Source organism: Parasutterella excrementihominis YIT 11859 (genome assembly GCF_000205025.1).
GTDB classification, from domain to species: Bacteria; Pseudomonadota; Gammaproteobacteria; order Burkholderiales; family Burkholderiaceae_F; genus Parasutterella; species Parasutterella excrementihominis.
The window spans coordinates 44,431-67,271 of record NZ_GL883754.1 but is presented as its reverse complement, the minus strand read 5'-3'; the positions used below and the strand labels follow the sequence as shown (position 1 = coordinate 67,271).

The following is a 22,841-nucleotide window of genomic DNA, read 5'->3' as shown; positions in this document are numbered from 1 at the left end:
ACTTTTGTTCATAAAATGAGGAGGCCATTTCGGTCGCCACCGCAGTGGTAGACGATCTTGAGTTTGCGCTAAGAAGAACGTCAATCTCCCCAATCTTCTTTTTTGAAACCAAGTGAAGGACCAATTTGCTCCAGTAGCTCTTTGGCTTTCTCAACACCTTCGTCGGTCAAGTAACGAGTGTAGTTTTTTCTGTTGTGCGGAGGAACCATGAAACCGTCCTCTGCAAGATCGTCTAATGCCGTCCAATCATGCGTCTTCCAGGCCATACGGACATTAGGACATTGCTTTTCGGTGAAAGATGTCAAATAAAGGAGCACAAGCGTCAACTCTTCAGTCAGCCTTTCTCTTTGGGATCTTTCCATAGATACCTCCGACAAACTGGTTTTTCTTAGTTTAGTTGCATCCGATAAATTCAGGAAGTATTGAATGCGATAGAACGTCAAAAAGCCTCGAGAGCGGAATACTTTCGAGGCTTTCAAAATGCTTTAACAGAAGCTAAACGTCTTCAATTCTGCCTAAAAGCAAATATTCCATCAGTGCTTTTTGAAAGTGCAAGCGGTTTTCAGCCTCGTCCCAAACGACAGACTGCGGTCCGTCGATGACTTCGGAAGAGACCTCTTGCCCGCGGAAGGCGGGAAGGCAATGCATGAATAAAGCGTCTGGTTTTGCCGCTTTCATGACCGTTTCATTTACTTGCCAGCGAGCCGATTTGGATTGCCGTTTGGCTTGATTTTCGTCGTAACCGCAAGATCTCCAATTGTCCGTGGTCACAAGGTCGGCGCCTTCTGCGGCCTCTTCCGGAGATAGGAAAAAGTCATAGCAGTCATCGTTATCCGGAACTTGTGTCGGATTGATCGAGTATCCCGGGGGCGCCGAAATATGCACCTTAAATCCGAGAATGGAGGCTGCGTAAAGCCAGGAGTAGAGTACGTTGTTCGCGTCTCCGATCCAAGTCACGACGGCGCCCTTAATTGAACCCCGTTTTTCTATGAAGCTCATGATGTCGCCCATGACCTGGCAGGGATGACTGTCGTTGGTCAGGCCGTTGATGACCGGCACCTCCGACTCTTTCGCAAATGCCTCTAATCGGCTATGAGGGCCTGTTCGGATCATGACAAGGTCAACCATACGGGATACGGCTCGAGCAGTGTCCTCAATGGTTTCTTCATTTTTCAGCTGAGTTTCGCTCGTGTTCAGGTAAATCGAGGTTCCTCCGAGCTGAGCCATGCCTGCCTCAAAGGAAACGCGGGTGCGGGTGCTGGCTTTTTCAAAAAGCATCGCCAGCACTTTTCCTTCAAAGGGACGGTAAACCTCCCCGGCCTTGAAACGAGACTTGAGTTTTATGGCCCGGCGGAGAAGGTAATTTAACTCGTCCGCCGAGCAATCTTTAAGGCACAGAAAGTTCTTGTGCATGAATCACCTTAGATCTTCGGCTGTGCAAGGAACGATCTGATCACGGGAGTGATTCTCTTGACGAGTTCGTCAGCCTCGGCTTCAGTGATTGTCAAAGCGGGAACGAGACGAATAACGTTTCCGGCAGTGACACTGAAGGTTAAACCGGCTTTCAGACCGAGTTCGAGAATGTCGTGGGCATCACGGTCAAGAACGATACCGAGCATCAGGCCTTTGCCGCGAATACCGCGCACGCCTGGGAAACCGTTAAGAGATTTAGAAAGTGCTTTCTTGAGTTTCTTACCGACTTCAAGGGCGTTTTCGACAAGTTTCTCGTTTTCGATGATGGAGAGCGTTTCGAGGGCTGCACGCATAGCAAGAGGGTTGCCGCCGAAAGTTGATCCGTGATTGCCGGGTTTAAAGATATTCGCCTTTTCGCTCACGATGACAGCGCCGACAGGAACGCCGCCTGCCAAACCCTTAGCCATCGTGATGACGTCGGGTTTGATTTCAGCCCATTGATGAGCGAACCACTTGCCGGAGCGACCCATGCCGCACTGGACTTCGTCGCACATCATCAAGAGGTCGTGTTCGTCACAGATTTCACGAATGCCTTTGATGACGGAAAGATCGATAGGGACGACGCCGCCTTCGCCGAGAATCGGTTCAAAGAAGATAGCGACAACATTTTTATTTTCTTCAACGATCTTACGGATTCCGTTCAAATCAGACTCATCGACAAAAATGAAGCCTTCTGTATATGGAGAGAAATCTTCTCTGACAGAGGGATTGCCTGTAGCGGAAAGGGTGGCAATGGAGCGTCCGTGGAAGGCGTGTTTTAAGACAATAATGTTAGGAACTTCGATGCCCTTGGTATGCCCAAATTTACGGGCGATCTTGATGGCACATTCGTTGGCTTCGAGACCGCTGTTGCAGAAGAAAACAGCCTCAAGACCGGAATGTTCGACTAATTTTTCTGCGACTTTTTCCTGAAGGTCGATGTTGAAGTAGTTTGAGCAGTGGATGAGCTTGGAAGCCTGGTCGGCAATGGCTCGAACCAGTCTCGGATGAGCATGGCCGACGGAGTTCACGGCGATGCCTGCTAAAGCGTCCAAGTACTTGTGGCCTTCTTTATCCCAGAGCCAAACACCCTGACCGTGATCAAAAGAGACAGGAAGGCGACCATAGTTATTCATCAGATGAGACATGCCTGAAGATCCTTTATTAATAATTTGTTTCAAAGAAAGTTAATTTTTCAATTATATGTCCGAGAGCACGCAGTAGCTCAAGGCCTTTCGGAATATTGCCGAAACTACGGAAGAAAAAATCGGACCGAGAGTCAAAGCCCCGGCCCGATTTGTCTATCAGAGAAAATCTGTGGTTAGAACATCTTTTCCTGACGTCCTGCAATGTCCATATGGCTTGCAATATAACGAACTTTCGGTTTGGTACCAGCGGCTTCGTTCAATGCGACGGACTTGTCAACCAGGGCTTTCTGTTCAGGGGTCAGATTGTCGTAGTCAACGAAAGTCAGAGCCTTAACAGCGCAGGCTTCGACGCACTTAGGTACTTGACCGTTGGAGGTGCGCTGGACGCAAAGCGTGCATCTTTCGGCTTTGCCGGGAGTGCGCTGCTGATGCGGCTGAAGCGGAACGGAAGCCAAGGCCGGGCCATCCCAGTAAGATGTCTTGCCGCTTCTGTTGAACTTCGGAGCACCGTACGGGCAAGCCATGGCGCAGGCGCCGCAGCTGATGCACTTGGATTGATCAACAAGCACTTCTCCGTGCGGGCCTTTATAAATGGCCTTAGCAGGGCAGACCGGCAGGCAGGCCGGATTGTCGCAGTGCTGGCAGCTCACGCGGAAATAGTTGATGATGCGGTCCTGCAGATTTTCTGCACGATGGATCTGATTCCACTGGATTCCGGGAGCAACTTTATTTTCTTCTTTGCAGGCAACGAAGCATGCCTGGCAGCCGATGCATTTATCGACATTGACGATTATTCCGAACTGGCTCATCGCTTAGGCCTCCTTCGTGATTTGAACGGTTGTTTCAAAGTAGGGTGCATAGCCCGAGAGTTTGTCCCATTCGCGCGGGATCAAAACCTGGGTGTTCTGGTCTCCTCGCCAGCCGTACTGCATGCCGGCGGTTCCCGGAGGAACGATGATGGAGACTCGAGCACGAGCTCTTGCCTGACCGTACTGGTTCTTGATCAATACTTTGTCGCCTTCGTTGATGCCGCGGGCCTTAGCATCTTCGGGGTTGATGTCCACGGTGGACATCGGTTCGATTTCAAGCAGATACGGAGAGTCGCTGCGGGTCTTGGAGTGCGTAATGTACGGAGCGCGAGTACCGTTGATCAGTTTGATCGGATATTCGGCTGTCGGCTGATACGGTTCGACATAAATAGGAATCGTGCCGAGGTTGTGCATCTTCGTAATATTGGAAGACAACTCGATCTTGCCGGACGGTGTATCGAAACCTGGCTGACCGTCGTGACGGAGAAGGCCTTTTTCGTATTTGAGCGGCTGCTGTTTTGCACCCTGAACCTGAGTCATATTCGGCAGGTTCTTCTGAGCGTCGGCATATGTGGTGCCCCATTCTTTCAGGATGGAGTCGCATGCCTTGACAGGATCGCCGTCAAAGAAGTGTTTCGGATCATCAACTAAGCAGCCGAGCTGCAGTGCGATCCACCAGTCTTCCTTGGCTTCGCCCATAGGCTTAACCGGAGTTCTGACAGATACCTTGTTGCCGGCATGTGTGCCGAACGGTGCATAGCGTTCATAGTTCATGGCGGCGGGCAAAATAATGTCCATGTCGTGGTGGGTTTCATCACGGTAGAAGTAGTCCGTTGCGCAGGAGAAGTCCATGTTCTTGATGGCTTCTGCATAAACCTGAGGCTGCGGCCAAATCATGACGTTAAAGCCGAAAGCGACCATGCCGCGGAGTTTGCCGTTCTTGACGTGTTCAGGCAGCTGGTTCGGGTTGAACTGAACCTGAGTGTGATTCCAAACAGGAACGAAGTCTTTGTCGAGACGGTCTTTCTTGTGAGCCTTGAACCAGTTGTAATCAACGAAGTCTTCTGTGAGGCCGTTGTCGTGGACGATATAGCCTTTAGGACCGACACCGAAGAGAGCACCTCCGGGGATATCGACGTAACCCAGGATTGCGGGGATGTTCAGCAGAGCGCGTGCGCTGTTGACGCCGTTTCTGGAGTGAGAAAGAGACTGCGAAGTCAGAGCGAAGCTTCCAGGGCCTTCGGCGTACATACGAGCGGCCTTAACGATAAGGTCGGCAGGAACGCCGGTAATGGCTTCGGTCTTTTCAGGTGTGAAGTCTTTGCAGTAATTTCTGTACTCTTCAACGCCGTAAACCCACTTGTCGCAGAAGGGCTTGTTGTACAAACCTTCTTCGAAGAGGACGCGGCAGATACCGGCGCCTAAGGCGGCGTCTGTGCCCTGCTTGGGCTGGAGATGGATGGTTGCGAGTTCAGCAACTTTAGTGCGGCGTGCGTCAATCACGATGATGTTGACACCGCGCTGCTTAGCAGCACTGATCATATTCCACCAGCCGTGCGGTTTAGACCATGCACCGTTGGTGGCCATTACCATGAAGGATTTTGTCTTCGGGCCGCAGCCGCCGCCGGCGTACTCGCAGCCGAAAACAAGCTGTTCAGCCAGCAGAGAACCTTTACGGCAGGCAACAGAAGATTCGGTACCGTAGTGATAGGTGCCGAAGTAGCGTGCCAGGCGCATAGCGGCAGGACGAGGTTCTTTCGGGTCGCCGCAGAAGATGAAAAGTTTTTCTGCACCGTACTGATCACGGATCTTCTTCATATTGGCAGCAATCGTTGCCAAAGCTTCCTGCCAGGAAATACGAACGAATCCGGGATCGACACTTCCTTTCGGATTGGTGCGCTTCATCGGATAGAGCAGGCGGTTGGGGTTGTAGAGGCGCTGTAAAGTAGCCAAGGCTTTATTGCACAACAGCTTGCCGCTGTGTTCTTTCCAGTTTCCGACGGAAACTACGGTGTTGCCCTGTCTATGGAAATGAATACCGCACATCGGCATTTGGTTGCAGTTGTCGCAGATCGTGTATCCGTCTTCAAGCGGCTCTTGTGCGCATGCTGCTTTTGTGAAGAAGCTGCTTCCCGCGCTGATGGCGGAGAGGGCCGGGATCGTTTTGAGGATGGATCGACGAGTAACTTTCAATCCTTGTGTTTTGTCCATTGTTGAATTCTCCTCTTGGGGTAGAGTGGCGCGTCGGTTTTGATGGTATGTTCCGACGACTTAAAAACTATTTTCAACAAAGGAAAAAAGATCGCTACCGCGTCATTATGGGATGTCGAGAAAAAGGATTAGAACAAACCCAGGACGATCAAAATTGAGAGAGCTTGTCAAAGATGAGAAAAGTCAAGAGAGACAAGGCCCTAAAAAGGGATTTTTATAAATTTAAATTTTAGATAATATAAGTAAAAATACCTAGGTAATTTAGATTAAATTTTGCCTAAAAAATTAAAGGACGCTATCAAAAATGATAAGACTCTTGCGGTTTCTCCCGATGGTATTTTGCAATAACAGATAACAAAAAAGCCCGGGAAATTTTCCCGAGCTTTTGGAATCTTTGCTCTGCTTCAGAGCGAAGCAGACGGAAAAGATTGATTAGGCCATTGCCTTGATAGCAACAACCAGGCGGCTCTTATGACGAGCAGCGGCGTTCTTATGAAGAACACCTTTGTCAGCCATAGAGTCGATCACAGACTGAGCTGTGACGTAGAGAGTCTGAGCAGCAGCTTTGTCGCCGGCGAGAATAGCCTTGCGAACGTTCTTGATAGCTGTGCGATAGCGAGAACGCTGTGCAGAGAGGTGCTTGTTGCGAGCAACTGCCTGGATAGCGCGCTTGCGAGCTTGCTTAGAATTTGCCATTGTTTCTTTCCTTGCCTATGCGAGTGGCGAGTTTTCTTACTTTACCGGTCGCCACTAGCAATACTACGGGCTCGGCCGGTTTGGTTAAACAAATAAGGTAATTCGGTCCTCGAACCGAATCCCACGAAAGTGCAGAATTATACGGAAAATCTCTTTTGTTTTCAACCGCAAACTTATGCCGCTCTGGCGTTCGGCTGATAGAATTTTGACTGACCTGAATCCAGTTGATTTCAGGCTTTTTTCTTTTCGAGATCGCAGTGAGTATTTTCCGTAATGCAGCCGTTATTTCGGCAATGACGCTTTTGTCCCGAATCACAGGTTTGATCCGGGATATTTTGATTGCCCGTGTCTTTGGTGTCAGCGGTGACACGGACGCATATTACGTTGCATTTCGATTACCGAACCTATTGAGACGTCTTTTTGCAGAAGGTGCTTTCCAGCAGGCCTTTGTGCCGATGCTGGCAGATGTGAAGAGCAATCGTTCTGCGGAAGAAACGAAGTCCTTTATCGATAAAGTTGCCTCTCTTCTCGGATTCATTGTTCTTTGCGTCAGCATTTTAGGCGTCATTGCTGCTCCGATCCTCGTGTTTGTGATTGCTTCCGGTCTTGTGGAAGAACCGGCTACCTTTGATACGGCAACGCGCCTGACGCGCTATATGTTTCCTTACATATTCTTTATGTCTTTGGTGGCTTTGAGTTCTTCGGTACTCAACACCTGGAAGCATTTTGCGATTCCAGCGGCCGTTCCGATTCTTCTCAACCTTTCTTTGATCACCGCGACATTGTTTGTTGCGCCGTTGTTTGATCAGCCGATTTACGCCTTAGCGGTCGGCGTGATGGCAGGCGGTTTCCTGCAGCTGGCGGTGCAGATTCCGCAGCTTGCTAAGCTCCACTTGCTGCCGAGATTTGTGAATCCGTTTAAAGCCATGAAAGACCCGTCGGTCAGACGAGTATTGAAGCTCATGGTGCCGGCACTCTTTGCGGTAGGTGTCGCGCAGATCTCGATCTTGATTAACACGAATATCGCGTCTTTTCTTGCCGAAGGCTCGGTGACTTGGCTGGCCTATGCCGACCGTCTGATGGAATTCCCGACAGCGCTGCTCGGCGTTGCGCTGGGTACGGTTCTTTTGCCGAGCTTGTCAGCGGCTTTCGCCAAGGGCATGACGGATCGCTATAACGCACTGCTCGATTGGGGCTTGAAGCTCGTGGTGGCTTTTGCCGTTCCTGCGGCCATCGGCTTAGCGCTTCTCGGGGAAGGACTGGTATCCGTGCTGTTTCAAAGCAGCCGTTTTAATGTGAATGATGTTTATCAGACTGCGACTGCCGTGATGGGTTACTCCATCGGATTGATCGGTCTGATCGGAATCAAAATCCTGGCGCCGGGCTTTTATGCCCAGAAGGACATTAAGACACCCGTTAAGGTTGCCTGCGCTGCTTTAATCGTGACGCAGATCTTTAACTTAGTGAACGTTCCGCTGTTTTCTCATGCAGGTTTGGCGCTTTCCGTGGGTCTCGGTGCCTGCTTTAATGCCTGCTGTTTATTGATTATCCTGCGTCGCCGCGGTGTGTTTACGCCGCTTGCCGGCTGGAAAAAACTCTTCCTTACGGTGATTCTCGGAAGCGTTCTTTTGACAGCTTATCTTTTAGTTATTCAGCATTATTGTGACTGGACGCAGATGGCATATCCCTGGGCGGTTAAATTGGGTCTCGTGCTCGGCGTGGTTGCGGGTGCAGCCGTGCTTTACATCGGTACGCTGGCGGTTTGCGGCTATCGTTTATCTGACTTGAAGGCCAGCGAAGTCGACTGATCCGCTGGAGCTTTCACAAATGAAAACGGCTTGCTTAGTTGATAGAGCAAGCCGTTGTTCTTGCGGTTACTGTACTTCGTCTGGTTTTTCTTCGTCTTTTTCTTCGAATTCAACCTTGTGCTTCAAAGGCAAGACGGATGGGAATGCAACGAGTTCATCGTCCGGCATGGACAGAAGGGCGTCGGGGCCGTCTTTGGCGCTGTTGAATGCATAGTTCAGCTTTGCGTAGACGTTGGCGATGTTTTCTTCCAAGATTTCTTTGACTTCTTCGGGACTGTCTTCGACCTGAGCGATCAGATCTTCCAAAGCTTCTTTAGCGTCATTCAGTGTTGCAAGCGTCCACTCGGGGTCGTATTCAAGTTGTTCTTCACTCATTTGCGCCTCTTATTTGTTCTGAGTTCAACAGTTCATTGTATCGCCGCCGGCGAGCGTTCTTTGCATCAGGACGGAATCCAGCCATCGATCGAATTTATAACCAACGTTTTTGAGGACGCCGACATGACGGAATCCGCAATGTTCGTGCAGTTTGATGGAAGCCGTATTTTCGGAGTCACCTATCACGGCGATCATTTCCCTGAAGCCCCGGAGGTCGCACTCAGCAATGAGCGAGGTCAGAAGCTGCGTGCCTACGCCTAATCTGCGGCATTCCGGATGAACATAAATTGAGTCTTCCACCGTGTAGCGATAAGCCTTTCTCGGGCGGTACTGACCGGCGTAGGCAAATCCCAGGATTTGATGTTCCAGCTCTGCGACTAAATACGGATAGTGCCCGGCTTCAATTGTCTGCATGCGAGAGAGCATTTCCTCTTCGGAAGGAGGCGTGACTTCAAAGCTGGCGGTACCAAGCAAAACGGCTTGTTCGTAAATACTGGCGATCCCGCCGATGTCGGCCGGTTCAGCTTTGCGAATATTGACAAAAAGCTTTTCCATACGATTTACTCATCAATTGACATCAGAAATTCTACGTGTTTGGGATACAATTTTTTACGTTCCGCTCCCAAAAAGGAGCATAACTTCGAGGAATTTTCAATGCCGGGTTCACGTTTGGGCGAATACTTTTCTGTGATTAATTTTGGCGAGTCTCACGGACCGGCTATCGGTTGTGTGATCGACGGCTGTCCTCCGGGCATGGAGTTAAGTCAGGAAGATATCCAAAAAGAGCTTGATCGGAGACGTCCCGGAACGTCACGTCATGTCACTCAGCGCAAAGAAAGTGACACGGTTGAAATCCTCTCCGGGGTTTATCAGGGCAAAACCACCGGAACTCCGATTGCATTGCTGATTAGAAACGAAGATCAGAGAAGTAAAGACTATTCTGCAATCGAAAATTTGTTCCGACCGGCCCACGCTGATTACACCTATTACAAAAAATTCGGAATCCGTGATCCCCGCGGGGGCGGCAGAAGCTCAGCTCGTCTCACAGCCCCGACGGTCGCAGCAGGAGCTGTTGCTAAGAAATGGCTTGAAGAAAATCTAAATATAAAGATTCGCGCTTGTCTGATTAACTTGGGCGGGATCCCGCTGGAAGTTAAGGATTGGACGGCGCCAGACAACAATCCCTTCTTCACCGCAGATCCGGAAAAAGTTCCTGAATTGGAAGCTTGTATGGATGAGCTTCGTCGGGCCGGAGACTCTGCCGGAAGTGAAATCTATGTTGAAGCACAGGGTGTTCCTCCCGGACTCGGAGAACCCGTTTACCGAAGACTGGATGCTTGTTTAGCCTATGCCTTCATGGGTTTGAATGCGGTAAAAGGTGTTGAGATCGGAGACGGATTTGAAGTTGTAGGCAGTCGAGGAAGTCTGAACGCGGATCGTATGGGTACGCAATACGAAAACGGCTTTGCTAGCAACCATGCGGGCGGCATCTTAGGCGGAATTTCCACAGGGGCCCCGATTACCGCTCGAGTGGCGATAAAACCGACGCCTTCGATTCGTCAGGAAATGTCGACGCTGACCGTCGACGGCAAAGATACGATCGTCTCGACTAAAGGCAGACATGACCCGTGTGTCGGTATTCGTGCGACACCGATCTTAGAGGCGCTGACAGCTTTAGTATTGATTGATCAAGTAATGGCTCAAAGGGGCCAGTGCGGCAGAATTTGAGCTTCTAAAAATAGAAACGGGACCTAAACGGTCCCGATTTCAAACTTAATTGGCCTTTCTGCGGCGATCTTCGTCTCGCGGCCAGCAGTGAACGCCTTTCTTGTCGGGAAGAATTCTGGGATCAAAGATCGGATCCAAAATGCCTCTGCGTTTCTGCGCGTTGTAATCGCGTAAAGCCGCAATGGCGTATTTGCCGAGCATGAAGATAGCAACCAAGTTCACGATAGCCATCAAAGCCATGAACAGGTCAGCCAAATCCCAAACTAATGAGAGTGAAGCGACTGAACCAACGAAGACCATCACGACAACGAATACTCGGAAAATCGGCATCGCATATTTGCTCTTAGAAATGAACGGCATGTTCATTTCGCCGTAGAAATAGTTGCCGATAATGGAGCTGAAGGCAAAGAACAGCACGATGACGGTCATGAAGAAGTTTGTCCATTCACCGAGCTGGCCGGCAACGGATTTCTGAACCAGTGCAATACCTGTCAGCTTGGAACCCATCATCCATTCCGGAGAAAGAAGAACCAGCATTGCGGAGGCAGTGCAGACAAACAGTGTGTCGAAGTAAACGCCCATTGCCTGGATCAGACCTTGTTTTACCGGGTGAGAGGCGTCCGCTGCTGCGGCAGCATTCGGAACCGCACCCATACCGGCTTCGTTCGAGAAGAGACCGCGTTTAATACCGGTCATCAAGGCAACACCGATGGCAGCACCTGTGATGGAGTCAAAGCTGAAGGCCTTGGTCACGATCATGAGCAGAACGCGAGGGATTTCCGTGATGTTCATGCAGGTCACGACAAAAGCAAGCAGCAGGTATGCGCCGGCCATGAAAGGAACCATAAAGCTGGCAACCTTGGCGATACGGGTCATGCCGCCGAAGATCACTAAGCCGGTAAGAACGGCAAGGATCATTCCGGTGTAAGCGGGCTTAAGTCCCGTCGTGGTTTCAATGGACAGAGAAATCGTATTGGCCTGGACGGAATTGAAGATTAAGGCATAAGTGACGGATATCAACACGGCGAACACACCGGCCCAGAAAGGCGAACCTAAAGCGTTCTTGATGTAGTAAGCAGGGCCGCCCATGAAACCCCCGCCGGGTTTCTTTACCTTATAAATCTGAGCCAGTGTGGACTCAATAAATCCGCTGGCTGCGCCTAATGTGGCAATGACCCACATCCAGAAGATGGCGCCTGGACCGCCGGTAACGACAGCGATAGCAATACCGGCAATATTGCCGACGCCGACGCGGGAGGCGGTGGAAATACAAAAAGCCTGGAAGGGAGAGATGTGTCCTTCAGGCCTTGGAGTGCGGGACCCTTCCAGAACACAGCGGAACATTTCTCTGACGTTGGTAATCTGGACAAAACGAGTGCAGAAGGTGAACCAAAGGCCGACGCAGATCAGAAGTCCGATCAGGACGTAGGACCAAAGGACGTTGTTTAAAGAAGAAACGATTGAGGCGAACCAGTCCATTTGATAGTGAAATTAAGCGATTGGAAACGAGAGCGCTCAAGACGTACCTGGTTTGCTTATACTGAGCTCAGGGCCGGATGTTTTTTATCATGGCGGCTGTATTGACATCTAAGAGATCTCAAAGAAGAAACCGAGTAGGACTTTTACGTTCCGCAATGCGGAAAAGCACTGCAGGACAAACACTCAGCCCTCCATTCTAATTGCTCATACCATCCGTCAACGGAAGGGTGCGAAAAAAATCGCAAAAAAATTAAAAATTTCGGAATTCGTTAGCGTCTCGGTGAAATTGCTGACCGAAGACAGTCAGAAAATCTTACAGATTTTTATTCGCCGTGCTTTTCGGTGGCATACTCAAAGAATTACTTCAAAAATTTAGTGATACCAGTAAGAAATGAGAACACCGGAATCTCCTAAAACACTCTACGACAAAATCTTTGACGAACACGTCGTCCGAATGGAAGAAGACGGCACTGCAACCCTCTACATCGACCGTCATCTGGTCCACGAAGTGACCAGTGCCCAGGCTTTTGAGGGACTGCGCATGAACAACCGTCCTTTGTGGCGCAAGAGCTCGATTGTGGCCACAGCCGATCACAACACACCGACGACCGGTTGGGAAGCCGGAATGGAGGGCATTACTGATCCGATCTCCAAGCTGCAGGTCACGACATTGGATGAAAACATTCGTCAAAACGGATGTGCGGCGTTTTTCCCGTTCCTGTCCCGCGGACAGGGCGTCATCCACGTTATGGGACCGGAAGAGGGTGCAACGCTTCCCGGCATGACTGTCGTTTGCGGTGACTCTCACACGAGCACCCACGGAGCTTGCGCAGCAATTGCCTTCGGTATCGGAACGAGTGAAGTTGAGCACGTGATGGCAACCCAGACGCTGCTCACGAAGAAAATGAAAAACATGCGCGTGCATGTGGAAGGCAAACTGCAGCCCGGCGTTTTTGCTAAGGATCTTGCGCTCTACATTATCGGCAAGATCGGAACGGCCGGCGGAACAGGGTGCGCCATTGAGTTTGACGGCCCTGCAATTCGTGCGCTCTCTATGGAAGGCCGCATGACGCTCTGCAATATGGCCATCGAAGCCGGTGCGCGCTGCGGGTTAGTCGCCTGTGATGATAAAACGATTGAATACATGAAGGGCCGTCCTCTGGCTCCGGAAGGCGAGCTTCTGGATCAGGCCATCGAATACTGGAAGACACTTCATTCGGACGAAGGCGCCAAGTTTAGTATCGAAGTCAACCTTCAGGCAGAAGACGTCGTTCCGATGGTCACATGGGGAACTTCTCCCGAGATGGTCGCACCGATCACCGGCTGCACACCGATTCCCGAAGATCAAAAAGATCTCGTCAAACGTGAGGGCTGGGAACGCGCTTATCAATACATGGATTTGAAGCCCGGTACACCGATGACTTCGATCGCTCCGAACAACGTCTTTATCGGTTCTTGCACGAACGGCCGTATTGAAGATATTCGAGCCGCTGCTTATGTGGTGCGCAAGCTTGGTAAGAAAGTGGCTCCTACGGTTAAACAGGCTCTGGTGGTTCCGGGATCCGGACTCGTCAGAGAGCAGGCCGAGGATGAAGGGCTGGACAAGATTTTTATTGAAGCCGGATTCCAGTGGCGCCGTCCGGGCTGCTCGATGTGTTTGGCGATGAATGCCGACCGCTTAGAGCCGGGCGACCGCTGTGCCTCAACCAGCAACCGAAACTTCGAAGGGCGCCAAGGCAATAAGAGCCGCACGCATCTTTGCTCTCCGGCCATGGCCGCTGCGGCAGCCATCGAAGGTCATTTTGTTGATGTGCGCAAACTTTTCTAAGAGAGGCAGAAATGGAAAAATTCACAGTTCTTCAAGGCATTGTCGCTCCCTTAGACCGCTCTAATGTCGACACCGATGCCATAATTCCGAAACAGTTTTTAAAGTCAATTTACCGCACCGGTTACGGTCCGAACCTTTTTGATGAATGGCGTTACCTCGATAAAGGCGAACCGGGGATGGATCCTGCCACCCGCAAGATCAATCCGGATTTCGTTTTGAACCAGCCTCGCTACCAAGGTTCCACGATTTTGCTGGCGCGCAAGAATTTCGGTTGCGGCTCATCCCGCGAACACGCGGCTTGGGCGCTGACGCAGTATGGCTTCAGAGTGGTCATCGCACCGAGCTTTGCCGATATTTTCTACAACAACGCATTTAAGAACGGTTTGCTCCCGATCAGTTTGCCGGAGTTTGTGGTTGACTACTTGTTTGATGAAATCAAAGCAAACAACGGCTATCAGCTCTCCGTCGACCTGGTCAACCGCGTTGTGATTGAACCCAACGGCAAACGCCATGAATTCGAAGTTCCTGAATTCCGCCGTTATTGCCTGCTGAACGGCTTGGACGATATCGGCATCACGCTGCAGCACGCTGACGAAATCAAGGCATTTGAACAGCAGCGTCTGAACCAGAAACCCTGGCTCGCTAAAACAATTTATTAATCAAACCTAAGAGAAGAAAACCAATATGAAAAAAATTGCAGTTCTCGCCGGTGACGGCATCGGTCCCGAGATCATGGCCCAGGCCCTTAAAGTTTTAACGGCGCTCAAGCTTCCTCTGGAATTTGAGGAAGCCTTAGTCGGCGGTGTCGCTTACGCCGCTTTCGGTCATCCTCTTCCCGCTGAAGTCGTGGAACTCGCTAAGAAGAGCGATGCCGTTCTTTTCGGTGCAGTCGGTGACTTCAAATATGACAATCTGCCTCGCTATCTCCGTCCCGAACAGGCCATCCTCGGCTTAAGAAAAGCTTTAGGCCTTTTTGTGAATCTTCGTCCGGCCATTTGCTATCCGGAACTCACAGCTGCTTCTTCCCTGAAACCCGAACTTGTTTCCGGTCTGGATCTTCTGCTCGTTCGCGAACTCACCGGTGACGTTTATTTCGGCCAGCCCAGAGGCAAACGTATCAGCCCGGACGGTGTTTTTGCAGGTACTGAAGAAGGTTTTGACACGATGCGTTACGCTGTTCCCGAAGTTGAAAGAATTGCCCACGTCGCATTCAAGGCCGCGATGGGCCGCAGCAAACACCTTGTCAGCGTAGACAAGGCCAATGTTCTGGAAACTTCCCAGGTTTGGCGTGACACCATGATCAAGGTCAGCAAAGAATATCCGGAAGTCACTCTCGAACACATGTACGTCGATAACGCAGCCATGCAGCTTGTTAAGGCTCCGAAGAAGATCGATGTGATGGTCACCGGCAATCTTTTCGGCGACATCCTTTCTGATGAAGCCGCTATGCTTACCGGTTCCATCGGTATGCTGGCTTCTGCCGCTTTGAACGAGAAAGGACAAGGCCTCTTCGAACCTTCTCACGGTTCTGCACCTGACATTGCCGGCCAGAACATTGCAAATCCTCTAGCCCAGATTTTGTCAGCGGCCATGATGCTTCGTTATTCTTTAGGAATGGAGGAAGCAGCAGTCCGAATTGAAAATGCGGTTAAGAAAGTTCTTGCTCAGGGATACCGCACGGGAGACATCCGCAGCGAAGGCTGCAAGCTTGTCAGCTGTTCTGAAATGGGAGATGCGGTTGTCGCCGCGCTCTAAAGCAAAGTGAAGCACTACTCGATAGGAGAAACACAAATGTTGAAGTTAGGTATGGTTGGCTGGCGGGGAATGGTCGGCTCCGTGTTGATGGACAGAATGAAGCAGGAAGACGACTTTAAGTTTGTCAGCACCACATTCTTCTCTACCAGTAACGCCGGTGGCAAAGCACCGGAAGTCCCTAATTCAGATCCTATTCTTAAAGATGCCAATGATCTGGACGCATTGGCAGCCTGCGACGTAGTCATTTCCTGCCAGGGCGGTGACTGGACAAAAGCTCACTTCAAACCGCTTCGCGATAAAGGCTGGAACGGCTACTGGATTGATGCCGCTTCCACGCTGCGTATGGAAAAAGACGCCATCATCGTTCTCGACCCCGTGAACATGGACGTGATTCAGAAGGGTTTGCGCGAAGGCGTTAAGAACTACATCGGCGGCAACTGCACGGTCAGCCTGATGCTGATGGCCTTAGACGGTTTGATCCGCGCTGATTTGGTTGAATGGATTTCTTCCATGACTTACCAAGCCGCTTCCGGCGCCGGTGCTCCCAATATGCGCGAACTGCTCGAACAGATGGGTGCTCTTTACGGCGTTGTTGCCGAAGATCTGAAGGATCCTCGCTCTGCCATTCTGGCCATCGACCGCAAAGTTACCGAAGAACTTCGTTCTACCGACTTCCCCGACAAAGCTTTCGGTGTACCTCTTGCCGGCAGCCTGATCCCCTGGATCGACAAAGAAGTCGAACACGGACAGAGCCGCGAAGAATGGAAGGGCGGTGCCGAAGCTAACAAGATTCTGGGCAAACCCGCTATCGGAGAGCCCGGATGCATGCCCGTTGACGGTTTGTGCGTTCGCGTCGGATCCATGCGCTGCCACTCTCAGGCTTTGACGATCAAGCTGAAGAAAGATGTTTCCTGCGAAGAAATCGAAAGACTTCTTGCTGAAGCCAATCAGTGGGTTAAAGTCATTCCGAACCGCAAAGAAGATTCTATTCATGAACTGACTCCGGCCAAGGTCTCCGGAACGCTTTCTGTTCCTATCGGCCGTATCCACAAACTGAATTTCGGTCCGGAATACGTCACTGCCTTCACAGTCGGCGACCAGCTCCTTTGGGGCGCTGCCGAACCGCTGCGCCGCATGCTGCGTATTCTCGTTGACTTCAAAGCCTAATTGCCGATGAGAGTCGCATTAGGACTCGAGTACGACGGCCGTTCTTTCGAGGGCTGGCAGACCCAGCCTTCCGGACAAACAGTCCAGGATTATCTCGAAGCGGCCGTTGTTCAGTTTACGGGTGAAAAAGTTAAAGCCGTCTGTGCCGGGCGCACAGACGCCAATGTTCATGCCACGGGTCAAGTGATCCATTTAGATACGGGAGCCGACCGTAAGGAGATTTCTTGGGTTCGCGGCTTGAATTCTTATCTGCCGACGGAATGTGCGGTTCGCTGGGCGAAAGTCGTCCCGGACGAATTCCATGCGAGGTTTTCCGCTTGCAGTCGGACTTATGAATACTGGATCGTCAATGAGCCGGTTCGTTCTCCGATTCTTTCCGGCAGAACCGGCTGGGTCTTCCGTCCGCTCAACGAAAAGAACATGGAAGCCGCAGGCCAGTTCTTGGTCGGCGAACATGATTTCTCCAGTTTCCGTGCCGCAGGGTGCCAGAGCAAGACGCCGGTGAAAAATATTGAATATCTGCATGTCATTCGTCTCGGACGATTCATCAAGATTCGTGTCAAGGCAGACGCCTTCCTTTATCACATGGTTCGAAATATCGTCGGCTGTCTGGTTTACGTAGGCACGGGCGCCAGAAGTGTTGATTGGATGGGAGAAGTTTTGGAAGCAAAAAGCCGACAGGCGGCCGCTCCGACTTTCTATCCAACAGGACTTTATCTGACCGGCGTCGGCTATCCGGAAATCTTTGGCCTGCCTCAGCACGGAGCTTCGCCGTTTCCCGGCTGACAAATTTTTGTTAACGAACTCAATGAGTTTGAGTTCATGCAGAGCGGCTGGATTCGATTAGAATCAGTAGATTCAGTAAAAAGAAACTAATTTGCACTATGAGTTGGCTCGATAAAGTGCTCCCGAAAATCAGTCGGAGTAACGGCGAAACTGCCAAAAAAGATATTCCTGCAGGCGTGTGGACAAAGTGTTCCAACTGCGGAACGACGCTTTACGCTCAGGAGCTTCGCGACAACCTTAACGTTTGTCCGAAATGCAACCATCATATGCGCGTGAGTGCTCGTCAGCGTTTGGATATGATTCTCGACCCTGAAAATCGTCAGGAAATCGGTGCGGAAATTCGTCCTGTCGATCCGCTTGGATTCGTGGACAGCAAAAAATATCCTGACCGCGTTAAGCAGGCACAGTCTGCGAGCGGAGAAACCGACGCTTTAGTTGTGCAGTCAGGCACCATCCATGCTATGCCCGCTGTCGTTGCCGTCTTTGAATTCGGTTTTATGGCCGGTTCCATGGGCTCGGTTGTCGGAGAGCGCTTTGCTCGTGCTGTTCAGGCCGCTATTGATAATCAGGCAGCATTTGTCTGTTTTACCGCTTCCGGCGGCGCTCGTATGCAGGAAGGTCTTTTCTCTCTGATGCAGATGGCCAAGACAACCGGAGTTATCGCTAAGTTGGCAGAACACAAACTTCCGTTCATTTCTGTCTTAACCGATCCGACGATGGGCGGCGTGTCTGCAAGCTTTGCTTTCATGGGCGACGTCGTTATGGCTGAGCCTAAGGCTTTGATCGGCTTTGCCGGCCCGCGCGTCATTGAACAAACCGTTCGTGAACAGCTTCCGGAAGGATTCCAGAGATCCGAGTTCCTGCTGCAGAAGGGCGCCATCGACATGATCGTCGATCGTAAAAACTTAAAGATGGAAATCGCAAAACTCATTGCACTCTTCCAAAAAGAGTCTTTGGACGCGATTGAGTAGCATTCTCCGGACCGCTTCGGCGGTCTTTTTAGTTTATTCACAATGAAATTTGAGACTTTGGATGCGTGGCTTCATCACATTGAGGGTTTGCACGCACAGGCAATAGATTTAGGCCTTGACCGCATGGAAACCATGCTCAAGCGTCTGGACATCCGCTTTAAATGCCCCGTGTTTACCGTCGGAGGCACCAACGGTAAAGGCTCTACCTGCGCTTTTATTGAATCGGCACTGTTAGCCGGCGGCTATTCCGTAGGTGTCCATACTTCTCCGCACTTGATCCGCTTCAACGAAAGAGTTCGAATTAACGGAAAAGACGCTAAGGACGAAGAACTGATTCGTCAGTTCGAGAAGGTCGAAGCCGCTCGCGGCGAGATGACGCTGTCGTACTTTGAATACACGCTGCTCGGCATTCTTCTTCTGTTTGCGGAAAAAGATCTTGATGCCGTGGTGTTAGAAATCGGGCTCGGCGGACGTCTTGACGCTGTCAACACGGTTGAGCCTTCCGTCTCCGTCATTACGAGCATCGGAATTGACCATACGGCTTATCTCGGAACTACCCGTGAATCTATTGGCTGGGAAAAGGCTCACATTTACCGTTCGGGCAAGCCGGCTATCTGCGCTGACGCTAATCCTCCGATTACGGTTGAGCAGTACGCCGATAAAATCGGTGCCGAACTCCTGGTTATCGGAAAGACCTTCAGGTTTGAGCACAATCACGGCGATAAGACCTGGAATTTCTTTGGGTCAAGGGGCGAGCTCAGGAATTTGCCGTTGCCGACGATGCCCGGCGAACATCAGCTGAACAATGCCTCCGGAGCTTTCGAAGCCCTTCAATGCATGCAGGGAAAACTGCCGCTTAAGCGTGAAGCATTTGAATCAGCTCTATTGAATACTCGTATTACCGGACGCTTCTCTAAAGTCAGAAATGCACCGGAGGTCTACTTAGATGTCGGACATAATCCCCATGCGGCCAAAGAATTGGCAAAGACGCTGAGTGGGCTTCCGAAGGCAACACGTCAGGTTGCGGTCTTCGGGATGCTTTCTGATAAGGACCGCGCGCAAGTCTGCCGGATCATGGTTTCGAGCTTTAACAAGTGGTATTTGTCGGATCTGCAAGGTCCGCGAGGCGGAATCGCACAGGATCTCTGCGCTATGCTAAGTGAAGCAGGCGTTCCTCAGGAAAAAATTCAGACTTTCAAGACCGTCGAGGAAGCTCTTCAGAGAGCCATCGAAGAGGCGCACGAGACTGATAGAATAGTCACCTTCGGTTCCTTTTTAACAGTGGCTTCAGCTATTGAATATTTAAAGGAAAAAGTCGGACGAAATTAAAAAGAAAGGAAGAGCAGTATGCCTTTTTGGAAAAAGAAAGAGCCCGAAGTTCCGCTGCCTCATGTGGAACCAGGGATGAGCGCCCCGCAGTCTTCGGAGCCCAACCCTATAAGGTTCTCCGACGAACCGCAATTCGGCACGGTGCATCCTTCGCAAACTGCTGTTCCTCCGACTCGTGTCCGCCAGCCATCTGACGGTGAATTCGCAACGCATCCGTCGGCGATCCAGACTCCGGTGACCTCTTCTCAAAAGGAATCTTTTGCAACGGTCAGACCGACTCCGGCTCCTGCGCAGGAGATGCCGCTTCACATAGAAGAAAATCCTTTTGCCTCGGCTCCTGCCGCAAAAGAATCTCCGACTGAAGTCAAACTCGATCTGGAAACCGCTTCTCATGCCGCCCCTAATGTTGAGTCTGAGCCTGCCGCACCGCAGCCCGAAAAGCGCAGTTGGTTTAAACGTGCGCCTAAAAAAGACGAGCAGCAGCTCGAAGAAGAGGAGCTGCGCCGTCAGAAATGGATTCATGCACGCCGAAGATTTGTTGGTACCCTGATGCTTCTGATGGCTGCGGCGATTGCGATTCCTATTCTTTTTGATAAGGAAGCGCCGCCTCCTGCCGTCACGATTCCGCTTCGGATACCGAAAGAAAATTCTGTTGATGTCACCAAGATCACCGTTCCGCCGGCTCCGGCGCCGGAAGAGGGCGAAGAACCGAAAGAAGCGCCGAAGGTTCCTCCCGTCCCGTCTGTGAATTCCGGTAAAGACCAGGCCGCTGCCGTCGCGCCTTCCGCTTCCGGCAATACCGCCGGTAAGGCTCCTGAAGCCAAGAACGACACTGCGGAAGCTGCTAAGAAAGCAGCAGAAGCCAAGAAGGCCGCAGAAGAGAAGAAGGCAGCCGAAGCTAAAAAGTTAGCTGAAGCCAAGAAACAGGCAGAGGCTAAGAAGCAGGCCGAAGAAAAGAAAGCTCAGGAGACTTCCGCTCCCAAACTTACCAAGGGCCAGTACTTTATTCAGGTGATCGCGCTTTCTAACCAGAATCGTGCTCAAGGCATTGTGGACAAGATGAAGAAGGCCGGAGTGCCTGCCTATCTTTCCCCGATCCAGGCTAAGAGCGGCAGGATTTACCGCGTGCAGGCCGGTCCTTTCAAATCTGCTAAAGAAGCTGAAGCTGCTAATGCCAAGCTCGGTTTGGCAGGTTTGAATACAGGTAAAGTCCAGTCAGTGAGGTAAGTGTGGATTTTTCTTCCTTAGGTCTCGGAGAGCTCGACTGGGTCTTCGTTGTTATCATCCTGCTCTCCACACTTCTTGGGGTTTCCCGCGGCATGGTTCGCGAAATTTTTGCCCTGGTAGGCTGGGTAGCAGCTTTCTTTGTTTCTCTTTATTGTTCTGCCGATTTGGCAGCGATCCTTCCGTTCCAGGCCCACATGGGCCTCATGACAAGGACTTTTGTTTCCATTGTTTTGATTGTGATCGGATGCGTATTTCTGGCCGGTTTAGTCGGTAAAATACTGCGCAGTATTCTCGCCTCTGTTTCTATCGGAGCAGAGGATAGGCTTTTGGGGTGTTTGTTCGGTTTTCTACGCGGATTACTCATTGTCGGGCTGCTGGTCTTTCTCGGCGGAACGACCGAGTTCTTTTCCAAGCAGCTTTGGTGGAAAGATTCTGCGCTGGTGCCGGCGTTTGAGAAGGGCATCACATGGTGCGCTCCTTACATTCCCGATAGTCTGATGGAATTACGTAAATAAAACTTAACCTTTAATCCTCGGAGTTAAATACAAATGTGCGGAATAGTGGCGCTGTACGCTTCCGGTCCCGTTAACCAGAGGCTGTACGATGCACTCCTGCTGCTGCAGCACCGCGGTCAAGACGCCGCCGGTATCTGTACGGTTGAAGGACGTCATTTCCATATGCATAAAGGCATGGGCCTTGTGCGTGACGTTTTTAGAACTCGCAATATGCGAGACTTGCTCGGTAACTGCGGTATTGGACAAGTACGTTATCCTACTCAGGGAAATGCAACGGCTGCGGATGAATCGCAGCCTTTTTACGTCAATGCACCCTTCGGTATTGTTCTGGCTCACAACGGCAATCTGACAAACGCCGAAGAGCTGGCTCAGGAACTTTACGAACTGGACCGTCGTCATATCAATACGACCAGCGACTCCGAAGTGCTTCTGAACGTGTTTGCTAATGAGCTGGCGCTCGCCACTCAGGGTCATCCGCTGGATGAAGAAGCCTTGTTCAAGGCAGTTTCCGGTGTACATAAACGCGTGAAAGGTTCTTATGCCGTCGTCTGCATGATCGCCGGTCACGGTGTTGTGGCTTTCAGAGACCCGTACGGCATTCGTCCGCTTTGCTACGGCACAACGCTCGGAGAAGACGGAAAGAGCGAATATATGATCGCCAGTGAATCCGTGACGCTGGAAGGCAGCGAATTCCAAATTCTGGGTGACGTCCATCCGGGAGAAGCCATTTGGATTGATGAGAACGGCGACCTGCATAAGAAACAGTGCGCAGAACACCCGGTCTATTCGCCCTGTATTTTCGAGTATGTCTATTTGGCTCGTCCCGACTCTCAGCTCGACGGCATTTCCGTTTACGAAGCTCGTCTGAGACTGGGCGAAAACTTGGCAAAAGAAATCAAAAAATCGATTCCTTTGGAAGATATCGATGTGGTCATGCCAATCCCCGATTCTTCTCGTCCTGCCGCAGCTCAGTTAGCTAAGGCTCTGAATCTTCCTTACCGCGAAGGCTTCATCAAGAACCGCTACGTCGGCCGCACCTTCATCATGCCCGGCCAAGCTGTACGAAAGAAGAGCGTTCGCCAGAAACTGAACGCCATGGCGATTGAGTTTAAGGATAAGAATGTTCTGCTGGTGGATGACTCCATCGTTCGCGGAACGACAATTAAGGAAATTGTTCGCATGGCTCGCCAGAGCGGTGCGAAGAAAGTCTTCATCGCTTCCGGAGCTCCTCCTGTTCGTTATCCGAATGTCTACGGTATTGATATGCCGACAACGGCAGAACTCATTGCCGGCGACAATCGTCCTACCGAGCAGATTCGTATCGAAATCGGCGCAGATGCGCTTGTGTACCAGACGATCGAAGGAATGAAAGAAGCCGTCGGCGGATTAAATCCCGAGATCAAGCGCTTTGACTGCTCCTGCTTTGATGGAGACTATGTTACCGGCGATATCACGCCTCAGTACATTGCAGAGCTTGAGAAAAAGCGTTTGGAAGCAAAAGCAGAAGCGAAAAAAGCCGCTTCTGATGATTGATTTCAAAAGCAGTAGTTAAAGAGA

The 22,841-nt window shown here is 51.0% G+C and carries 21 protein-coding genes; 12 read left to right on the top strand and 9 right to left on the bottom strand.

Features of this window, described 5'->3' with window-relative positions:
- Nucleotides 1-80: 80 nt before the first annotated feature.
- From HMPREF9439_RS10255 to rpsT, 6 genes are all read right to left on the bottom strand, one after another.
- Entirely contained in the window at nucleotides 81-362 is a 282-nt protein-coding gene (locus HMPREF9439_RS10255) for a DUF6429 family protein (RefSeq protein WP_008811060.1), read from the bottom strand.
- A 133-nt stretch (nucleotides 363-495) separates the two neighbouring features.
- Nucleotides 496-1,413 carry an ornithine carbamoyltransferase gene (gene argF / locus HMPREF9439_RS10250; RefSeq protein ID WP_008864803.1) on the bottom strand — a complete coding sequence of 306 codons (918 nt, stop codon included), beginning with the start codon at nucleotides 1,411-1,413 and terminating at the stop codon, nucleotides 496-498.
- A gap of 8 nt (nucleotides 1,414-1,421) precedes the next feature.
- Nucleotides 1,422-2,600 (bottom strand): aspartate aminotransferase family protein, encoded by a 1,179-nt coding sequence (locus HMPREF9439_RS10245; RefSeq protein WP_040603608.1) that lies wholly within the window; start codon nucleotides 2,598-2,600, stop codon nucleotides 1,422-1,424.
- A 173-nt stretch (nucleotides 2,601-2,773) separates the two neighbouring features.
- On the bottom strand, nucleotides 2,774-3,409 hold the full coding sequence (locus tag HMPREF9439_RS10240; RefSeq protein ID WP_008811063.1) for a 4Fe-4S dicluster domain-containing protein: 636 nt from the start codon (nucleotides 3,407-3,409) through the stop codon (nucleotides 2,774-2,776).
- 3 nt (nucleotides 3,410-3,412) lie between these two features.
- Complete coding sequence (locus HMPREF9439_RS10235; RefSeq protein WP_008864801.1) at nucleotides 3,413-5,620, bottom strand: molybdopterin-containing oxidoreductase family protein; 2,208 nt, start codon at nucleotides 5,618-5,620, stop codon at nucleotides 3,413-3,415.
- A 432-nt stretch (nucleotides 5,621-6,052) separates the two neighbouring features.
- Nucleotides 6,053-6,316, bottom strand: a complete 264-nt coding sequence (gene rpsT, locus HMPREF9439_RS10230) for a 30S ribosomal protein S20 (protein WP_008811065.1) — start codon at nucleotides 6,314-6,316, stop codon at nucleotides 6,053-6,055.
- Nucleotides 6,317-6,573: 257 nt separating this feature from the next.
- Here rpsT and murJ point away from each other — a divergent pair, with 257 nt between their 5' ends.
- Nucleotides 6,574-8,124, top strand: coding sequence for a murein biosynthesis integral membrane protein MurJ (gene murJ / locus HMPREF9439_RS10225; protein WP_008811066.1), 1,551 nt, complete (start codon nucleotides 6,574-6,576; stop codon nucleotides 8,122-8,124).
- Between the two features lie 66 nt (nucleotides 8,125-8,190).
- On the opposite strand, the gene HMPREF9439_RS10220 is transcribed toward murJ, so the two are convergent.
- Both HMPREF9439_RS10220 and HMPREF9439_RS10215 read right to left on the bottom strand, forming a co-directional pair.
- Complete coding sequence (locus tag HMPREF9439_RS10220) at nucleotides 8,191-8,499, bottom strand: hypothetical protein (RefSeq protein ID WP_008811067.1); 309 nt, start codon at nucleotides 8,497-8,499, stop codon at nucleotides 8,191-8,193.
- 24 nt (nucleotides 8,500-8,523) lie between these two features.
- Complete coding sequence (locus HMPREF9439_RS10215) at nucleotides 8,524-9,054, bottom strand: GNAT family N-acetyltransferase (RefSeq protein WP_008811068.1); 531 nt, start codon at nucleotides 9,052-9,054, stop codon at nucleotides 8,524-8,526.
- A 99-nt stretch (nucleotides 9,055-9,153) separates the two neighbouring features.
- Here HMPREF9439_RS10215 and aroC point away from each other — a divergent pair, with 99 nt between their 5' ends.
- Nucleotides 9,154-10,227: a chorismate synthase gene (gene aroC / locus HMPREF9439_RS10210; RefSeq protein WP_008864798.1), complete on the top strand. Its 1,074-nt coding sequence runs from the start codon at nucleotides 9,154-9,156 to the stop codon at nucleotides 10,225-10,227.
- Nucleotides 10,228-10,272: 45 nt separating this feature from the next.
- Here aroC and HMPREF9439_RS10205 read toward each other — a convergent pair whose 3' ends face one another.
- On the bottom strand, nucleotides 10,273-11,706 hold the full coding sequence (locus HMPREF9439_RS10205) for an alanine/glycine:cation symporter family protein (RefSeq protein WP_008864797.1): 1,434 nt from the start codon (nucleotides 11,704-11,706) through the stop codon (nucleotides 10,273-10,275).
- 391 nt (nucleotides 11,707-12,097) lie between these two features.
- Here HMPREF9439_RS10205 and leuC point away from each other — a divergent pair, with 391 nt between their 5' ends.
- From leuC to purF, 10 genes are all read left to right on the top strand, one after another.
- Entirely contained in the window at nucleotides 12,098-13,534 is a 1,437-nt protein-coding gene (leuC, locus tag HMPREF9439_RS10200; protein WP_008864796.1) for a 3-isopropylmalate dehydratase large subunit, read from the top strand.
- Nucleotides 13,535-13,545: 11 nt separating this feature from the next.
- Nucleotides 13,546-14,193: a 3-isopropylmalate dehydratase small subunit gene (leuD, locus tag HMPREF9439_RS10195; protein ID WP_008811072.1), complete on the top strand. Its 648-nt coding sequence runs from the start codon at nucleotides 13,546-13,548 to the stop codon at nucleotides 14,191-14,193.
- Between the two features lie 25 nt (nucleotides 14,194-14,218).
- The gene (gene leuB, locus HMPREF9439_RS10190) at nucleotides 14,219-15,289 is read left to right on the top strand and encodes a 3-isopropylmalate dehydrogenase (RefSeq protein WP_008864795.1); all 1,071 of its coding nucleotides are present in this window, start codon (nucleotides 14,219-14,221) and stop codon (nucleotides 15,287-15,289) included.
- Between the two features lie 39 nt (nucleotides 15,290-15,328).
- Nucleotides 15,329-16,456: an aspartate-semialdehyde dehydrogenase gene (gene asd, locus HMPREF9439_RS10185; protein WP_040603610.1), complete on the top strand. Its 1,128-nt coding sequence runs from the start codon at nucleotides 15,329-15,331 to the stop codon at nucleotides 16,454-16,456.
- A gap of 6 nt (nucleotides 16,457-16,462) precedes the next feature.
- Nucleotides 16,463-17,242, top strand: a complete 780-nt coding sequence (gene truA / locus HMPREF9439_RS10180) for a tRNA pseudouridine(38-40) synthase TruA (RefSeq protein WP_008864793.1) — start codon at nucleotides 16,463-16,465, stop codon at nucleotides 17,240-17,242.
- Nucleotides 17,243-17,340: 98 nt separating this feature from the next.
- Complete coding sequence (gene accD / locus HMPREF9439_RS10175; protein WP_008811076.1) at nucleotides 17,341-18,213, top strand: acetyl-CoA carboxylase, carboxyltransferase subunit beta; 873 nt, start codon at nucleotides 17,341-17,343, stop codon at nucleotides 18,211-18,213.
- Between the two features lie 42 nt (nucleotides 18,214-18,255).
- On the top strand, nucleotides 18,256-19,542 hold the full coding sequence (gene folC, locus HMPREF9439_RS10170) for a bifunctional tetrahydrofolate synthase/dihydrofolate synthase (RefSeq protein ID WP_008864792.1): 1,287 nt from the start codon (nucleotides 18,256-18,258) through the stop codon (nucleotides 19,540-19,542).
- Between the two features lie 18 nt (nucleotides 19,543-19,560).
- The gene (locus HMPREF9439_RS10165) at nucleotides 19,561-20,769 is read left to right on the top strand and encodes an SPOR domain-containing protein (protein ID WP_008864791.1); all 1,209 of its coding nucleotides are present in this window, start codon (nucleotides 19,561-19,563) and stop codon (nucleotides 20,767-20,769) included.
- Nucleotides 20,770-20,771: 2 nt separating this feature from the next.
- A complete protein-coding gene (locus tag HMPREF9439_RS10160; RefSeq protein WP_008811079.1) occupies nucleotides 20,772-21,284 on the top strand; it encodes a CvpA family protein in 513 nt (170 codons plus the stop codon).
- Nucleotides 21,285-21,317: 33 nt separating this feature from the next.
- Nucleotides 21,318-22,817 carry an amidophosphoribosyltransferase gene (purF, locus tag HMPREF9439_RS10155; RefSeq protein WP_008864790.1) on the top strand — a complete coding sequence of 500 codons (1,500 nt, stop codon included), beginning with the start codon at nucleotides 21,318-21,320 and terminating at the stop codon, nucleotides 22,815-22,817.
- Nucleotides 22,818-22,841 lie beyond the last annotated feature (24 nt).

What these genes read in the sequence shown, in the direction of transcription:
- HMPREF9439_RS10245 (WP_040603608.1), bottom strand. Translation starts at nt 2,600, where the DNA reads ATGTCTCATCTGATGAATAACTATGGTCGCCTTCCTGTCTCTTTTGAT.
- truA (WP_008864793.1), top strand. Translation starts at nt 16,463, where the DNA reads ATGAGAGTCGCATTAGGACTCGAGTACGACGGCCGTTCTTTCGAGGGC.
- HMPREF9439_RS10220 (WP_008811067.1), bottom strand. Translation starts at nt 8,499, where the DNA reads ATGAGTGAAGAACAACTTGAATACGACCCCGAGTGGACGCTTGCAACA.
- HMPREF9439_RS10205 (WP_008864797.1), bottom strand. Translation starts at nt 11,706, where the DNA reads ATGGACTGGTTCGCCTCAATCGTTTCTTCTTTAAACAACGTCCTTTGG.
- leuB (WP_008864795.1), top strand. Translation starts at nt 14,219, where the DNA reads ATGAAAAAAATTGCAGTTCTCGCCGGTGACGGCATCGGTCCCGAGATC.
- rpsT (WP_008811065.1), bottom strand. Translation starts at nt 6,316, where the DNA reads ATGGCAAATTCTAAGCAAGCTCGCAAGCGCGCTATCCAGGCAGTTGCT.
- leuC (WP_008864796.1), top strand. Translation starts at nt 12,098, where the DNA reads ATGAGAACACCGGAATCTCCTAAAACACTCTACGACAAAATCTTTGAC.
- folC (WP_008864792.1), top strand. Translation starts at nt 18,256, where the DNA reads ATGAAATTTGAGACTTTGGATGCGTGGCTTCATCACATTGAGGGTTTG.
- accD (WP_008811076.1), top strand. Translation starts at nt 17,341, where the DNA reads ATGAGTTGGCTCGATAAAGTGCTCCCGAAAATCAGTCGGAGTAACGGC.
- purF (WP_008864790.1), top strand. Translation starts at nt 21,318, where the DNA reads ATGTGCGGAATAGTGGCGCTGTACGCTTCCGGTCCCGTTAACCAGAGG.
- HMPREF9439_RS10255 (WP_008811060.1), bottom strand. Translation starts at nt 362, where the DNA reads ATGGAAAGATCCCAAAGAGAAAGGCTGACTGAAGAGTTGACGCTTGTG.
- HMPREF9439_RS10165 (WP_008864791.1), top strand. Translation starts at nt 19,561, where the DNA reads ATGCCTTTTTGGAAAAAGAAAGAGCCCGAAGTTCCGCTGCCTCATGTG.
- HMPREF9439_RS10235 (WP_008864801.1), bottom strand. Translation starts at nt 5,620, where the DNA reads ATGGACAAAACACAAGGATTGAAAGTTACTCGTCGATCCATCCTCAAA.
- argF (WP_008864803.1), bottom strand. Translation starts at nt 1,413, where the DNA reads ATGCACAAGAACTTTCTGTGCCTTAAAGATTGCTCGGCGGACGAGTTA.
- HMPREF9439_RS10240 (WP_008811063.1), bottom strand. Translation starts at nt 3,409, where the DNA reads ATGAGCCAGTTCGGAATAATCGTCAATGTCGATAAATGCATCGGCTGC.
- HMPREF9439_RS10215 (WP_008811068.1), bottom strand. Translation starts at nt 9,054, where the DNA reads ATGGAAAAGCTTTTTGTCAATATTCGCAAAGCTGAACCGGCCGACATC.
- leuD (WP_008811072.1), top strand. Translation starts at nt 13,546, where the DNA reads ATGGAAAAATTCACAGTTCTTCAAGGCATTGTCGCTCCCTTAGACCGC.
- aroC (WP_008864798.1), top strand. Translation starts at nt 9,154, where the DNA reads ATGCCGGGTTCACGTTTGGGCGAATACTTTTCTGTGATTAATTTTGGC.